Below are 15716 nucleotides of genomic sequence, written 5' to 3' on the forward strand. Positions count from 1 at the left end.
GCCGGGCACGGGCCAAGCCCCTATCTTTTGCCTATGCGATGGCTCATTACCCTTTTCTCCTGTTGCCTGCCGGTTCCGGCATTGGCCCACCCACATGTCTTTATCGATACCGGGTTGGAGTTCATTGTGGACGACAGCGGCCAGTTGACCCATGTCAGGGTAACTTGGGCGTATGATGAGCTTTTCTCTTTGTTTCAGCTTGAAGATATGAAGCTGGATCAGGATTCTGATGGCATTCTGACCGAGAGCGAAGAAAAGTTTCTGTCCGGCTTTGATGCCCAGTGGGTCGAAGGATATAATGGCGATCTCGTGGTGTTCGCCGATGGCGCGCCGGTCGATTTGTCAGGGCCGATGGAGGCCAAAGCGACCACCGAGGATGGCCGTATCGTGACAACCCACCTCCGCGCGGTGGAAGGCGGCGGAGTGCCGGCAACCGCGGTCGTCGCCAAAGCATACGATGAATCCTATTACACGGCTTATGAAGTGACCCGCCCTGTATCGGTATCCGGACCCACCTCTTGTGAGATCAGCCGGATTGACGCGGATATCGACGGGCAACTGGCGCAGATGCAGGCGTTCCTTCAGACCCTGGATGCCGACTATGACCTTGAAGAAAACGATATCCCGCTGGTTGGGGAAAACTTTGCGTCCGAGATCCGCCTTTCATGTCCAAGTACCTGATTATTCCTGTCGCCATCTCCATTGGTTTGCTGCTGTGGTTCTGGGGCAGCGGTGGCTTTGACCACTTGGCCGCATGGGCTGCGGGTGAGCAGCGCGAGTTCCAAAATCAGATCGCACGTTCCCTACGCGCAGCCCGCGCGGAACAGCCCGAGGCCGTTGCAACACTGCTGACGGTCTGTTTTGCCTACGGCTTTTTCCATGCCATCGGCCCTGGTCACGGCAAGGTTTTGATTGGCGGCTATGGGTTGGGACGCAACGTGGCGTTCCTGCGTTTGTCTGCAATCAGCTTGTTGTCCAGCCTGGGGCAGGCAGTCACTGCGGTTGTTCTGGTCTATGCCGGGGTACTGGTGTTCCAGATGTCCCGGGCAAGCCTTGTCGATACCACCGAACGGGTCATGGCTCCGATCAGCTATGGTGCTATTGCGGCGATTGGTTTGTGGCTGATCTTTCGATCCATTCGCAGTTTCGCGCGACGTCATCGCAGCGAAAAAGCGCATCATCACGAGCACACACACGACCATCACCACCCGCACGACGAGGACCACAAACATCACGACCATGACCATGGCGTCTGCGCAGATTGCGGGCATCGCCACGGTCCCACCGCCGACGAAGTGGCCCAAGTTGGCAGCCTGCGTGAAGCTGTGGTACTGATCGCTGGGATTGCCGCACGTCCCTGTACCGGAGCGCTGTTTGTGCTGATCCTAACCTGGCAGATGGGCATCGCAATGGTTGGCATTGCCGGTGCTTTCGCAATGGCGCTGGGGACAGCGACCGTCACGACCTTGGTCGGGTGGACTTCGTTCGGACTGCGCGGAGGGCTGCTGGCCTCAGCCTCGGCGACGCGATTTGCCTCGGTTCTGGCTCCGACGATTGAACTGGTGGCGGGGCTGCTGATTGCCGTGATTGCAAGCGGTCTGCTGTTGCGCGCGATTTAATCGAACACGGGCTCCGGGTACCCGACCCGCGCCAGATACAGCCCTTGCGGCGGACACACCGGCCCGCAAGCGGCGCGGTCTGTGGCCTCCAAAGCATCCCGTACATCTTCGGGCGACCATGTTCCGGCACCGACACGTTCAAGCGTTCCAACAAAGCTGCGCACTTGGTTGTGCAGGAAAGACCGGGCGCGAACGTGAAAATGAACCTCTGGTCCGGAAAAGCCTTCAACCTGTTCGACCCGCAGCTCATCCAGGGTTTTGACCGGGCTTGCAGCCTGACAAATCGAAGACCGGAACGTGGTGAAATCATGCCGCCCGATCAGCATATCCGCGCCTGCCTGCATTGCGTCCACATCCAGTTGATGGTTGATCCGCCAGACCTGCCCAGCGTCATGCGTAGCAGGCGCGCGGCGCATCAGGATACGGAACAGGTATTGCCGTTCGAGCGCTGAAAACCGCGCATGCCAGTCCTCGTCTACCCGTGCTGCCTTAACGATGGCAACAGGCTGCGGTTTAAGGTGATAGTTCAGCGCCTCAGACAGGCGGAACGGATCCCAGTCCTTGATCAGATCACAATGCGCAACCTGTCCCAGCGCGTGCACACCCGCATCTGTACGCCCGGCCGCGGCAATGGTGTGATCGCCGGGTTGAATACACGACAAGGCCTGTTCGATTGCCCCTTGAACAGACGGCAATTCCTTTTGCCGCTGCCATCCGGCAAACGGTTCCCCCTGGTATTCGACTTTCAGCGCGTATCTAGGCATGGGCTGCTGGTAACGCGCCGTGCCGCAACGGGCAAGAGTGGGAAAGCGCTGGTATGTCTGACAGCCGCTACCTATCTTGGGAAAAACGAAAAAAGCGGGGCGACGGTTTGGTCATCTCATCTCTGGCAGACAGTCTGACGCGCGGCGTCGAATCCGTGGGTGACCGCGTGTCTGAGGCATTGTTTGAGCCGGTGATCCGACTGGGTGTCACCGGGCTGGCGCGTTCAGGAAAGACAGTATTCATCACGTCTCTGGTCGCGAACTTGCTGGACCGGGGGCGGATGCCGGGCCTCGTGGCGCAGCAAGAAGGGCGGATCAACGCGGCTTACCTGCAGCCGCAACCAGACGACACCGTGCCGCGTTTCGACTACGAAAACCACTTTGCAGCATTGACCGGACCACAGCCGCACTGGCCGGACAGTACGCGCGCCGTGTCCGAATTGCGCCTGTCGTTCAAAGCCCGCCCCGCGGGGCTTTTGTCAGGGTTGCAGGGACCACGCACTATCCATTTGGATATCGTAGATTACCCCGGCGAATGGCTGCTGGATCTTGCGTTGCTGGACAAAACCTATGAGGTCTGGTCGCAGGAAACACTGGAGCGCATCGCCAATCGCAATGAGGCGACGACCTTTCTGGCGCAGGCAAAGGCGGTTGACTCTTCTGACAGCCACGACGAACCAAAGGCCCAATCACTGGCCAAAGAATTCGCCTCTTATCTGAACGCAGCCCGCGATGCCGGGTTTTACGACTGCACACCAGGGCGGTTCTTGCTGCCGGGCGATCTGGCAGGCTCGCCGGTGCTTACATTTGCACCCTTGCCGGTCGAGGGTCACGGCTCGCGACGCAGTCTGCACCGCGAGATGGCCCGGCGATACGAGGCCTATAAATCTCAGGTCGTGAAACCGTTTTTCCGCGATCATTTTTCCCGGATCGACCGTCAGGTGGTTTTGGTGGACGCGCTGGGCGCGATCCATAACGGGCCACAGGCGGTCGAAGATATGCGTCGCGCGATGGCCGATATCCTGTCGGCGTTTCGGCCCGGACGAAATGCGTGGCTTAGCCAGTTGTTGCTCGGCAAACGGGTCGAGCGCATCCTGTTTGCGGCCACCAAGGCGGACCATTTGCACCATCTTCAACACCACCGCCTGACCAATATCATGGAGGCCCTGACCCGCGAGGCGCGCGATCGTGCCAGCTTCGCCGGGGCCGAGACGGCGGCGCTGTCGCTGGCCTCGTTAAGGGCAACGACCGAGGAAATCCGCAACCATAACGGGGCCGAGCTGCCCTGCGTGCGTGGTACCCTGCTGGACAGCGGCAAGCAGGCCGCTTTCTATCCCGGTGATCTGCCCGAAGATCCGACGCATTTGCTTGGCCCGGCGCGCAACGGGTCCGAAGGCTGGCTGGGCGAGGATTATGAGTTCATGGCATTCGCGCCGGCACACCTGACACTGCGGCCCGGGGATGGCCCGCCACACATACGGCTGGACCGCGCAGCCCAGTTCCTGATCGGAGACCGGCTGTGAATGTCATTCTTCGCCCCGCCCGCAGCACGGATGCCGGTGCCACCGGAGAGATTTTGCATGGTTTCGCCCGTGAAAACGATTGGATGCCGGAACTGCACTCGCAGGCGGAAACCATCGCGTTTTGTGGCCGTATGATTGAATTGGATTGGGTGACCGTGGCCGAAACCGACGAGGGTGTGATCGGGTTTTTGGCGCTCAACGGTGCCGAAATCCACTCACTGTATCTGGCACCTGGCGCCCGGGGGCAAGGGATCGGTCGGCAATTGCTTGAGCTTGCCAAGTCCCGCCGATCCGAATTGTCATTGTTTGCGTTTCAGGCCAACCATCCAGCGCGCCGGTTCTATGAATGCAACGGCTTTGCTGAGGTTGCGCGCAGCAACGGTGCTGACAATGACGAGAACCTCCTGGACATAAAGTACGTCTGGAACAGTGAAGGAGCAGCCAATGGCTAAGGGGCCGGTTCTGATTAATCTGGAGGGCGATGAACCCGCTACTGATGTGTCGCAAGCACCTCCGGTCCCGGATATTGCACAACCTCAGGGTCAGGCGATGCAAGGTGCGGCGCGTTTGGCGGCGCACAAACCTTCGGCCCTGTCGCGGTGGTTCTGGGGTTTGGCGCTTGCCGCGCTTGGGGCTGTTGTTTCAGTGGCGGCTTGGGACTTTGTGAATTCCTTGATTCTCCGCGCGCCGATCATAGGATGGGTGATTACGGGTTTGTTTGCAGCACTGGTGCTGGTCGTGTTGATCATCGCTGTGCGCGAGCTGGCCGCAATCGGGCGGTTGTCCCGTGTGGACGGGATGCGGCGTGCGGCAGATACTGCCTTGGCCGAAGATGATCTGACGCAGGCGCGCGCAGTCACGAACCGATTGATCGCGTTTTACATAGGCCGAGACGAAACTCGTTGGGGGCGCGATCGGCTATCCGAACGGATCGGCGAACAATTTGACGCGTCTGGTTTGCTAACCCTGGCCGAGGATGAGTTGCTGGCCCCGCTGGATGTCGCTGCCAGTCGCGAAGTCGAGGCTGCCGCGCGGCAGGTTGCAACGGTGACGGCGTTGGTTCCTTTGGCGCTTGCGGATGTTGCGACCGCGCTGGCCGCTTCGTTGCGGATGATCCGGCGCATCGCTGAAATCTATGGCGGGCGCGCAGGGTTTTTGGGCAGTTGGCGACTGACGCGGGCCGTGTTCGTGCACCTTGTGGCCACCGGGGCCGTGGCCGTCGGGGATGACCTGCTGGAACCTGTGCTTGGGGGATCTATCCTTAGCAAGCTGTCGCGACGGTTTGGCGAGGGGCTTGTCAACGGCGCGCTAAGTGCGCGGGTCGGAGTCGCCGCGATGGAAGTCTGCCGTCCGCTGCCCTTCTCGGAACGGCACAAGCCATCAACCCGCAGCATCATCAAACGGGCTCTGGCTGGCCTGTTTTCCAAAACTTGACCTGACGCAAGGTACAGTAGCTGGCTATCGTGCATAACAGTGTCAGAGCCAGCCATGACCGATCACGGACACAGCCAGCAAGAGATTGCAGAACGCATCAACGCGCCACCAGGTCGCGGTGTTTTGCGGGATGTGGTCTATGGTGGGATCGATGGGTCCGTAACTACCTTTGCCATAGTGGCGGGTGTAGCTGGGGCGGGCCTGTCACCGTTTATTATCGTTGCATTGGGACTGGCCAATGTACTGGCGGACGGGTTTTCCATGGCGGCGGGTAATTACTCGGGTACCAAGGCTGAGCTGGACAATATCCGCCGCATCCGGTCCATCGAAGAACGGCACATCAGACTATACCCCGAAGGCGAGCGGAATGAAGTGCGGGTGATTTTATCGCAAAAGGGCCTGTCGGGGCGCGTTTTGGATGAGGCGACGGATGCCATCACAGCCAACCGCGACAATTGGATAAATCTGATGATCGAGGGTGAATACGGATTGGGCAGCGTCGATCCGAACCCGTTCAAAGCCGCGATGGCAACGTTTTTGGCGTTTCTTGTGGCCGGCATGGTCCCGCTGCTGCCGTTTCTGCTGTCGTTCGATCGGGCCTTTCAGCTCTCGGTTATCATGACAATGGCGGTCTTCTTTATCATTGGAGCTCTGAAAAGCAGATGGTCACTGGCTCCGTGGTGGCGGTCAGGTCTAGAGACTTTTGCGATCGGCGGCGCGGCCGCACTGATGGCGTATTTTGTTGGCTCGTTGTTCCATCCCTAGTGATAAGAAGTACCGCTGGGCGCGCGGTGTAATTTGTCAGTATTTCAAAGTCGTTGATGGACCCGGATCTGATCCTGCGATGGCTACATACTGTCGACACCTGTTTCTCATCTGGTTCGATTGCCGCTGTGTTGGTCATCATCTGGTTGATGGTTGCCGGACTGTCCCTTGGTTGGGGATAAGGCGTTCTGAACTGCGTAGCCCGCAAAAAACACGGTTTTTCGGACTGTTGCGCAGATCGACACCCGGCTAGGTTGACGGCACATTTGCCCGGAGGCCTCTGTTGGAATCGCTGCTCGTACTCGTTGGATTGATCGTTCTGGCCGTCCCGGTGGCCATCCTTGTTCTGTTGGTATCCCAGGTTCGACTGCGCCGCCGGGTGGAGCAACTTGAACAGCAGATTCGCACACTTGGTGGCGACCTGCCAACGCCAGAAACAGTACCTGAATCGACGCAAGCGAGGGATAAAAAGAGCTCTCTGTGGCCGGCAATCAAAACAGAACCACCCGAGGTCGAAACGAAAGAGGGCACCTCAGCACCTGAGCCACAAAAGATACCCCTCCCCGAAACGGCGAAGGACGATCGAATCGCCGCACTGAGCGCTTGGCTGCGCGAGAACTGGTTCTATGCGGTATCCGCCCTGTCTTTGGCGCTGGCGGGTGTTTTTCTGGTCCAATACGGGGTCGAAAGCGGGCTGTTGTCGCCAACGATGCGCGTCATTGCGGCCCTGATGTTCGGGGTTACGCTGATCGGTGCGGGTGAGGTGATCCGCCGGAAGTATGGCGATGACGAGTCTTCATCCACAGCTTACCTGCCATCGGTCTTTTCCGGCGCCGGCTTGGTGACGCTGTTCGGTGGCTTGCTGGCTGCAAGGCAGTTGTACGATCTGATTGGTCCCGAAGCGGCCTTAATTGCCATGATCGCTGTTGCGCTTGTGGGGCTTGTTTTAGGCTTGTTCCATGGCCCCTTGCTGGCGGCCGTCGGTTTGATTGGTGCGTTTGCGTCACCCTTTGTGGTGGGCGGGACCCCGACCGATCCCGGCTGGTTGTACGGATACTTCTTTGTGATTGCTGTCCTAGGGTTGGGGATCGACACCGTGCGGCGCTGGGCGTGGATATCCCTTCTGACGCTAGTCGGTGCTTATTCCGCGTGCCTGCTGCTGGTGCTTTCGGCACCCGCGACAGAGCCTGGGTATCTTGTCGGCGTAACCGCATTGGCGGTCATCGCGATCGTTATCCCCGTTCGGAGGATCTGGCCAGATCACGAGGGGCGCATGATCAGTGAGATCATCGCGACAAAAAATGGCCTTCAGTGGCCAGAGTTCCCCACCCGTCTTGCCTTTGGCGCGATGAGCGTCAGCGCAGTAGTCCTGGCGATACACTGGCCGGATTCGGCGGCCGAATTCTGGCTGGGTGTCATGCTGTTGGCAGGCCTGACGCTGGGTTTGCCGACCTGGGCAAGCCAGGCGCGGGCCCTTCAAGACCTGACCATACTGCCAGCCGCTGGCCTAACTTGGTTCGTACTGATCCAAGGGTGGGACAACGGCTCTGTCGCGCGCCGGTTCGCTGAAACCTATGCCGAAACCGCCGAGGCGGATTTCCCGTGGGTGGTTACCCTGTTGGTGGCACTGGGTGCATTAATCTCAGGACTCGCAGCCTGGCGATCGTTTCGCGCAACCGAGTACCGGGCTGTTTGGGCCTGCGGTGCTGCAGTACTTGCACCGGTGATGGCAATCGCGCTGGAGCTTGGATGGCATCCCGCTGAGGTCATCGGAGCCTATCCGTGGGCGTTGCATGCGGTTGCATTGGCGGTGATGATGGTCGTTCTGGCCGGGCGCTTCGCACGGATCGATGGCGAAAACCGACTGCGGGCGGCCTTGGTGACCTTATCCGCTTTGTCCTGCCTGACCTTTGCCTGCGTGATTGTCCTAAGTTCGGCTGCCCTGACAATTGCTTTTGTGGCCCTGATCGTGGCCGCGGCGGTGCTGGATCGGCGCTTTAATCTTCCACCTATGGGTTGGTTCATCTGGGCTGGCGTCTTCACTGTCACGCTCAGACTTGTACTGAATCCTGGTCTGGATTGGGCAAACTCGGCACCGGTCGCAGAAATGGCGCTTGTCTATGCCGCAGCTGCTGTTGGATTTCTGGCGGCCTGGGCCATCCTACGCGCATTGAACCGTCCGGTCATTGCGCTGCTTCTGGAAAGCGCGGCCTGGGCGACGGCGGGCATCTTGTTGTCCCTGCTGTTGCTGCGCTGGCTCGAAGGGTTTGGCAACGGCGGTGCCCACGACAGCCACTGGGGGTTGGGCCTTTTGTCCTTGATCTGGCTGCTGCTGGCCTGCGCGCAGGTGCGGCGGTTCGAACTGGGCGGTAAACTGAATTATGCGCGCTACGGGCTGGCGTTGTTCTTTGCGGCACATGGTGTTGTTCGCCTGACGCAGGCGCTGACCGAGGCGAACCCATTGTTGAATGCCCAAGCTGATCCGGTTCTTGGGGTGCCAATATTGAATACTCTCGCCGTGGCTTACCTGTTGCCCGCCATTGTTTTGGCACTGTCGGCTGCTTGGCTTCCAGCACTGCATCCGCGATGGAAGCAGGGGTGCTTCGGTCTGGCGGCGGCATTGGGTGCGATCTGGCTAGGCCTGACCATTCGCCATGTCTGGCAGGGGGCCAGCGGTATGTATGAAGGCAACGGCGTCACCCAGCCGGAGCTTTATACTTATACTATGGCCCTACTGCTGATCGGAGCGGGGCTGTTCTACCAGTCACTCGCCCGTCGGTCGGACATGATGCGCAAGGCGGGGTTGGTTGTCATCGGGCTTGCCGTGGCCAAGGTTTTCCTGGTCGATATCGCTGGTTTGGGTGGCCTTATCCGGGTGTTCTCATTGCTGGCGCTGGGCCTTGCGCTGGCCGGTTTGGCGTGGCTGAACCGGTGGGCCACGCTGCGCCATTCGCCGCATGGGGCGGAACCTCTGGACCATTAGGCGCGGGCGTCCTATAAGCCCGGCATGTATGACCGGATGGCCATCATTATTCGAATTATATCCCCGGCGCTCTGATTTCGCGAGACGCCGGGCAAAGGTGCTTGAGAATTCGCACTGACCGCTTCGATCCACACACGACAAGATCATCCTGAGGACGCCCCAAATGTGCGCCGACACGACCCAAACACCCGACTACAAAGACACGCTGAACCTGCCAAAAACCGATTTCCCCATGCGCGCTGGTCTGCCCAAGCGCGAACCCGCATGGCTGGATCGCTGGGAAGAGATCGGCGTGTATGACCGCCTGCGCGAGAAAGAGGGCCGCACGCCCTTTACCCTGCATGACGGCCCTCCCTACGCCAACGGTCACCTGCATATCGGCCACGCGCTGAACAAGACCATCAAGGACATGATTGTACGCAGCCATCAGATGATGGGTCATGACGCGCGCTATGTGCCGGGATGGGACTGCCACGGCCTGCCGATCGAATGGAAGATCGAGGAACAGTACCGCAAGAAGGGTAAGAACAAGGACGAGGTGAACATCGTCGACTTCCGTCAGGAATGCCGCAAATTCGCCGAAGGCTGGATCGACGTCCAGCGGGAAGAGTTCAAGCGTCTGGGCATCACCGGCAACTGGCCCGATCCCTACATCACCATGGACTATCACGCCGAGGCTGTGATCGCCGATGAGTTCATGAAGTTCCTGATGAACGGGACGCTCTATCAGGGCTCAAAACCCGTGATGTGGTCGCCCATTGAGAAAACCGCTCTGGCTGAAGCCGAGGTCGAGTATCACGACAAGGAAAGCTTCACCATCTGGGTGAAGTTCAAGGTCGTGAACGCGGGCGATCTGGATGACGCGTTTGTCGTGATCTGGACGACGACTCCTTGGACCATGCCGTCTAACAAAGCCGTCGTCTACGGCAAGGAAATCTCTTACGGCCTCTACGAAGTCACCGGCGCACCCGACGAATGCTGGGCCAGTGTCGGGGACAAGTTCCTGCTGGCGGACAATCTGGCCGCCGATGTGCTAGGCCGTGCGCGCCTGAACGACGATCAGTGGACTCGCGTGCGTGACGTAACCACCGATGAATTGGCAGGCGTCCAGTTGGCCCACCCGCTGGCCGGAGCCGAAGGTGGCAATGGCGAATGGGACGACCTCCGCGACTTCCGCGCCGCTGAGTTCGTGACCGATACCGAAGGTACGGGTTTTGTCCATTGTGCGCCGTCGCACGGGATGGAGGAATTCGAGCTCTACCGTGATCTGGGTATGCTCGAGCAGGTCATCACCTACAACGTGATGGACGATGGCTCGTTCCGTGCTGATCTGCCGTTCTTCGGTGGCAAGTACATCCTGTCCCGCAAGGGTGGCGAGGGTGACGCGAACAAGGCGGTCATCGACAAGCTGGTCGAGGTCGGCGGGCTGCTGGCCCGTGGCAAGATCAAGCACAGCTATCCGCATTCGTGGCGCTCAAAGGCTCCGATCATCTATCGCAACACGCCGCAGTGGTTCGCGTCCGTTGACCGTAAGCTGGATGACGGCATGGGTGAGATGGGCGACACCATCCGCGAACGCGCGCTGCGTTCGATCGACGAGCTGGTGAAGTGGACGCCTCAGACCGGTCGCAACCGCCTGTACTCGATGATCGAAGCGCGCCCGGACTGGGTTCTGTCTCGCCAGCGCGCCTGGGGCGTACCGCTGACGTGCTTTACCAAAAAGGGCGCTCTGCCTACCGATGCGGATTACCTATTGCGTAATGAAGAACTCAACGCCCGCATCAAGGCGGCGTTCGAGAAGGACGGCGCGGATATCTGGTACACCGACGGGTTCAAAGAACAGGTGCTAGTTGGCATCGCCAACCCGGATGACTACGATCAGGTATTTGACGTTCTGGACGTGTGGTTCGACTCTGGTTCGACCCATGCCTTTGTCCTGCGTGACCGTGAAGACGGAACCGAGGACGGCATCGCGGACGTTTACATGGAGGGCACCGACCAGCACCGCGGATGGTTCCATTCGTCCATGCTGCAGGCTTGCGGCACCAAGGGGCGTGCTCCGTATCGCAACGTGGTAACCCATGGCTTCACGCTGGATGCCAAGGGCAACAAGATGTCCAAATCTCTGGGCAATACCATCGTGCCGGAAGAGGTCATCAAGCAATACGGTGCCGATATCCTGCGCTTGTGGGTGGCCCAGACCGACTACACTGCCGACCAGCGGATCGGGCCGGAGATTCTGAAAGGCACCGCCGACAGCTATCGCCGTCTGCGCAACACCATGCGGTTCATGCTAGGCTCGCTGGCCGACTTCACCGAGGCGGATCGTGTCGCGCCTGAAGATATGCCGCGCCTGGAACGCTGGGTGCTCAGCCGATTGGCCGATCTGGATGAACAGGTGCGCAAGGGCTATGCTGCGTTCGATTTCCAAGGCGTGTTCAGCGCTGTGTTCACCTTTGCCACGGTCGATCTGTCTTCTTTCTATTTCGACGTCCGCAAGGATGCGCTGTACTGCGACGGCGACAACCTGCGCCGCCGCTCGGCCCGTACCGTTCTGGATATCCTGTTCCACCGACTGACCACATGGCTGGCCCCGGTTCTGGTCTTCACCATGGAAGAGGTCTGGTTGGAGCGCTTCCCCGGCGATGACAGCTCGGTCCATCTGGTGGATTTCCCCGAAACCCCTGCCGACTGGCGCAATTCAGAACTTGAGGCTGCTATGGCCAAGATTCGCCGTGTTCGCCGCGCGGTGACTGCAGCGCTGGAAATCCAGCGTCAGGATAAGGTCATCGGATCGAGCCTTGAGGCCGCACCGATCGTGCATGTCGAAGACAATGACACCCGCGACCTGCTGGCAACCTTTGACGTGGACGACATGTGCATCACGTCTGGCCTGACCGTTTCGGGCGACCCGGCCCCTGCCGAGGCATTTCGAGTGCCGGAAATCGAAGGCGTTGGCGTCGTGTTCGAAAAAGCAGATGGCGAGAAATGTCAGCGTTGTTGGAAGATCCTGCCGGATGTTGGTCGGCATTCCCACGCGGGCGTATGTGGGCGCTGCGACGAAGCGCTGGGCTGAACAATTGAACCCCCGGCGTCACCCGTCGGGGGTTTTTCTTTCATCGCTTGCGCTGGCCCCGGCGATCTGAAACGCTGTATTCATGCCGATGATTTCCGTTGATACGCAGTTTGGCCGCCTGGGCATTGAAGAAACAGATGGCGCCATCACACGCCTTGTGTGGGATGGGCAGGACGACGGGCCGGGCACACCCCTGTTGCAGGAAGCCGCCTCACAGTTAATCGCATATAACGAGGGGCGTCTCGAGCGGTTCGATCTGCCGTATCGTGTTGTCGGGTCAGACTTTCAGCGCAATGTCTGCGACCTGATGTATGCCATTCCGCTGGGCGAGACCCGAACTTACGGGGACATCGCGAAAGAGCTTGGGCAGTCACCCCAACCGGTGGGGCAGGCCTGCGGTGCGAACCCCATACCGGTGATTATACCTTGCCATCGGGTGCTGTCTGCCAACGGTCTGGGCGGGTTCTCGGGCGATGGTGGTGTCGAAACCAAAGTGGCCTTGCTGCGTCATGAACGCGCGGCGGGCCTGCTGATCTGAGGCGCGAAAATCAGTTGCAATCCCAGAGTTCGCGGCCCAACCTATATCAGTTACTGAATTTGAAGGACCGTATTGCATGACCGCCCATACAGACCCGGCCGCTCGCAAAAAGGCCATCATAGACCGCCTGATGTCGCTGGAAGAACAGGAACTGGCAACTGCGCAGGCGCATTACGACGCATTTCTCAAGGACTCGCAGCTGGACGACCGCGAAGGGCATGACAAGGATGACATCGCCGCCTCACGCGAGAATGCGGATCTGGCGGCGGCGTTCGATGCACCCGTTCATGCGCACCACGCCAAGATTGATGTGATCGAGAACACGGATTTCAGCCTGACGGACCGAGTTCAGCCGGGCGCTGTTGTCAAGTTTAACAACCGCCGTTTCGTGGTCTGTGTCTCAACGACCCGCTTTGAGGTCGACGGTAAGACCTATATGGGCATCTCAACCCAAAGCCCGATCTACCTGACAATGACCGGTCTGCAAGAGGGTGACGTGTTCACCCATAACGGCACCGAGTTCGAGGTTGAGGAAATCCTGTAACGTTCAGTTGTTGCGCAGCGGGACAAGTTGCTGCGCAATGCCAGCTGAAACCAGGTAGAGGCTTGTAATTACCAACCCCCAATGCGCCCAGCTTTCGGGGTGGAAGTCGACCCAAGCTGCCCAACCGGCGAAAAATGTCCAGGCGAACGCGATCGGCAGTGATACATTACGCCAGCGTTCCGTCCGCACCGGGTGAATGAACTTCAACGGTAGGAACATCGCCAGCGACAACAGCGAAACCAACAGCAGGATCACCCAGAAATTGGGCTCAAGCGCGAAGATCACGATGACGAACATGTTCCAGCAACCCGGAAACCCAGAGAACGAGTTGTCCTTGGTCTTCATTCGCGTGTCCGCGAAATACATGGCGCTGGCAAAGGTGATCACGATGATCGCAAACCAGCCTGTCCAACCGTCCATCAGTCCCGATTTGAACAGCGCAAAGGCCGGAATGAACACGTAGGTCAGATAGTCGATGATCAGGTCCAGAAGAACACCGTCAAATTCCGGTGCGTTCTTTTTGACATGGTAGTGGCGCGCAAGCGGGCCGTCGATTCCGTCCACGATGAACGAGATCACAAGCCACAGATACATAAGGCTCCACTTTTCTTCGACCGCGGCCAGCATGGCCAACATTGCAAAGACGGCACCGGTCGCGGTGAACAGATGTACGGAAAGGGCTTTGAGTTTTATTGTCATTTGTGTCTCTTGGACGATGTGCGCTGCAGATGCAAACTAAAAGCCGGGCACAAGTAATAACCCAAACGTCGTCGTAAGGCCCCGGGATCAGGCCTTGGGGTGCGCGCGGTTGTAGACTTCCATTAGTCGGGCCGTATCTACGGCCGTGTAGGCCTGCGTGGTGGACAGTGAGGCATGGCCCAACAATTCCTGAATGGCGCGCAGATCACCCCCAGCGGACAACAGATGGGTGGCAAAACTGTGCCTTAAAGCGTGCGGCGTGGCGGTTGCGGGCAGGCCAAGCTGCATGCGCGCCTTGGCCATCACGCCCTGAATTGCGCGCGGATTGAGCGCACCACCACGCACCCCGCGGAACAAAGCCTTTTCCTGGGACTGCGGATGCGGGCAGAGCTTCAGGTAACGGTCAACGGCGGTGCGGGCGGCCGGAATCACCGGAACGATGCGTTCTTTTCCGCCCTTTCCGACGATACGCAAGCTGCCCGGCAAAGGCGCGTCGCTTCCTGTCAGGGACAGCGCCTCAGATATGCGCAAACCGCAGCCATAGAGCAATGTGACGACAGCAACATCGCGCGTCGAGATCCAGTCGTTTGACGACTGAAGTTCGACCGTGTCGATCATCGCGCGGGCTGCGTCTTCGGCCAGCGGGCGGGGGAGTTTTTGGGTAAACTTTGGCGCGCGTGTGGACAGAACAGCAGTGGGTTCGAACCCTTCACGTTCAGCCAGCCATCGATAAAAGCTTTTGACTGCCGACAGCTTGCGTGCCAGGGATCGAGCCCCAACACCTGCGCTGCGCTGATCGGCCATCCAGGCGCGCATGTCGGACACGTTGATCCGGGCCAGCGCTGCCAATCCCTGCCGTTCACTGTGGTGTAGTGTCATGAAAGACAGGAACTCGGTGACATCACCACGATAGGCGGCCTGGGTGTTTTCCGATCGCGCCGCCAGCGCGCTCAGGCTGTCCAGCCAATACTGTAACGCGTCGCGGCAGGCAGGTGAGATCAGGCTCACGACAACCAGTGGCGCATCGAGCGTTCGAAGACTCCGGCGAAGAACGACAGAAGATCAGTGCCGAGCTGCGGCGAGAAATGATTGCGGTCTCTTGCGCTCATCACGATCATACCTGGCAACCGGCCCTCACCCAGATCCAACCGCAGGCAAGCCTCGGATCGCAGGTGATCTGCGTTGGGTCCAAAAATTCTGTGCGTCGGGTGGAGGATCTCGCGCAGAACCACGTCGCGGGCGGGGCCGCCGCGGTCGAAGGTCAGGTAATTGTCCACGAAGCCGGGTTCGACTACGGACAGAACACCGCCCAGAGTGTCGATGGCGGGGTCTTCCTGCGTGGCTGTGGATTCCAGAATCAGCTTGATGCGATCAACGCGCAGGATTTCGACCACATCCGAGCCGAGCGTGCGCAGGAAATCTTCGAACTCGGCCGGTTCCAGCATGCGGATAACGGCACGATGCACCTGATTTGTGCCTGCAAGGTTTTCATACGCTGCGGCGATGACGGACCGGTGGGTGTCTTCCAGCCTGTCCAGCCGTTCCTCGAGCCGTTGCATGGCGATGCCGCGCAGGTCGATGACGTTGTCCCCGCGCGCCTGTTCGTTGGCCGTCACAAGTGCCTGCATCAGATCCTTGTCGTCCAGCACGGCGTCTGGTTTGGCCAGAATCGCGGCGCGCAAGTTGTCCTGGAGTTTGGTGTTGCTGCTCATGTCCCGCTCGGTCTTTTTTTGTTGAGGGGCTTATAACATGAGTTATGGCGGTTTCCTTG

General features: G+C 59.4%; 15 protein-coding genes. 11 read left to right on the forward strand and 4 right to left on the reverse strand.

Features of this window, described 5'->3' with window-relative positions:
* The first annotated feature begins 33 nt into the window (after positions 1-33).
* Positions 34-681, forward strand: a complete 648-nt coding sequence (locus RUA4292_RS21800; RefSeq protein ID WP_058279497.1) for a DUF1007 family protein — start codon at positions 34-36, stop codon at positions 679-681.
* Positions 666-1619 (forward strand): nickel/cobalt transporter, encoded by a 954-nt coding sequence (locus RUA4292_RS21805; RefSeq protein WP_058279498.1) that lies wholly within the window; start codon positions 666-668, stop codon positions 1617-1619. Before RUA4292_RS21800 ends, RUA4292_RS21805 begins: the two co-directional genes overlap by 16 nt.
* Here RUA4292_RS21805 and truA read toward each other — a convergent pair.
* A complete protein-coding gene (gene truA, locus RUA4292_RS21810) occupies positions 1616-2383 on the reverse strand; it encodes a tRNA pseudouridine(38-40) synthase TruA (protein ID WP_058279499.1) in 768 nt (255 codons plus the stop codon). The two genes, RUA4292_RS21805 and truA, sit on opposite strands and share 4 nt — an antisense overlap.
* A 107-nt stretch (positions 2384-2490) precedes the next feature.
* Between truA and RUA4292_RS21815 the strand changes: the two genes are divergently transcribed.
* The 9 genes from RUA4292_RS21815 to RUA4292_RS21850 all read left to right on the forward strand — a co-directional run bounded on the left by RUA4292_RS21815 (position 2491) and on the right by RUA4292_RS21850 (position 13246).
* Positions 2491-3906, forward strand: a complete 1416-nt coding sequence (locus tag RUA4292_RS21815) for a YcjX family GTP-binding protein (protein WP_058279546.1) — start codon at positions 2491-2493, stop codon at positions 3904-3906.
* Positions 3903-4358, forward strand: coding sequence for a GNAT family N-acetyltransferase (locus tag RUA4292_RS21820; RefSeq protein ID WP_058279500.1), 456 nt, complete (start codon positions 3903-3905; stop codon positions 4356-4358). Before RUA4292_RS21815 ends, RUA4292_RS21820 begins: the two co-directional genes overlap by 4 nt.
* Positions 4351-5340, forward strand: coding sequence for a YcjF family protein (locus tag RUA4292_RS21825; protein ID WP_058279501.1), 990 nt, complete (start codon positions 4351-4353; stop codon positions 5338-5340). Before RUA4292_RS21820 ends, RUA4292_RS21825 begins: the two co-directional genes overlap by 8 nt.
* A gap of 54 nt (positions 5341-5394) precedes the next feature.
* Positions 5395-6105 carry a VIT1/CCC1 transporter family protein gene (locus tag RUA4292_RS21830; RefSeq protein ID WP_058279502.1) on the forward strand — a complete coding sequence of 237 codons (711 nt, stop codon included), beginning with the start codon at positions 5395-5397 and terminating at the stop codon, positions 6103-6105.
* A gap of 56 nt (positions 6106-6161) precedes the next feature.
* Positions 6162-6287, forward strand: a complete 126-nt coding sequence (locus tag RUA4292_RS25505) for a hypothetical protein (RefSeq protein WP_267885488.1) — start codon at positions 6162-6164, stop codon at positions 6285-6287.
* A 101-nt stretch (positions 6288-6388) separates the two neighbouring features.
* Complete coding sequence (locus RUA4292_RS21835) at positions 6389-9088, forward strand: DUF2339 domain-containing protein (protein ID WP_058279503.1); 2700 nt, start codon at positions 6389-6391, stop codon at positions 9086-9088.
* Between the two features lie 163 nt (positions 9089-9251).
* Entirely contained in the window at positions 9252-12164 is a 2913-nt protein-coding gene (ileS, locus tag RUA4292_RS21840) for an isoleucine--tRNA ligase (protein WP_058279504.1), read from the forward strand.
* Positions 12165-12246: 82 nt separating this feature from the next.
* Positions 12247-12702 (forward strand): methylated-DNA--[protein]-cysteine S-methyltransferase, encoded by a 456-nt coding sequence (locus RUA4292_RS21845; protein ID WP_058279505.1) that lies wholly within the window; start codon positions 12247-12249, stop codon positions 12700-12702.
* 76 nt (positions 12703-12778) lie between these two features.
* Positions 12779-13246 (forward strand): hypothetical protein, encoded by a 468-nt coding sequence (locus RUA4292_RS21850; protein WP_058273207.1) that lies wholly within the window; start codon positions 12779-12781, stop codon positions 13244-13246.
* Between the two features lie 3 nt (positions 13247-13249).
* On the opposite strand, the gene RUA4292_RS21855 is transcribed toward RUA4292_RS21850, so the two are convergent.
* The 3 genes from RUA4292_RS21855 to RUA4292_RS21865 all read right to left on the reverse strand — a co-directional run bounded on the left by RUA4292_RS21855 (position 13250) and on the right by RUA4292_RS21865 (position 15657).
* Positions 13250-13945 carry a CDP-alcohol phosphatidyltransferase family protein gene (locus RUA4292_RS21855; RefSeq protein ID WP_058273208.1) on the reverse strand — a complete coding sequence of 232 codons (696 nt, stop codon included), beginning with the start codon at positions 13943-13945 and terminating at the stop codon, positions 13250-13252.
* Between the two features lie 87 nt (positions 13946-14032).
* Positions 14033-14953, reverse strand: coding sequence for a tyrosine recombinase XerC (locus RUA4292_RS21860; protein WP_058279506.1), 921 nt, complete (start codon positions 14951-14953; stop codon positions 14033-14035).
* Positions 14950-15657, reverse strand: coding sequence for a DUF484 family protein (locus RUA4292_RS21865; RefSeq protein ID WP_058273210.1), 708 nt, complete (start codon positions 15655-15657; stop codon positions 14950-14952). The genes RUA4292_RS21860 and RUA4292_RS21865 overlap by 4 nt, the downstream gene beginning before the upstream one ends.
* Positions 15658-15716: the final 59 nt, after the last annotated feature.

The sequence above is a fragment of the Ruegeria atlantica genome, from assembly GCF_001458195.1.
In the GTDB taxonomy this organism is placed as follows: Bacteria; Pseudomonadota; Alphaproteobacteria; order Rhodobacterales; family Rhodobacteraceae; genus Ruegeria; species Ruegeria atlantica.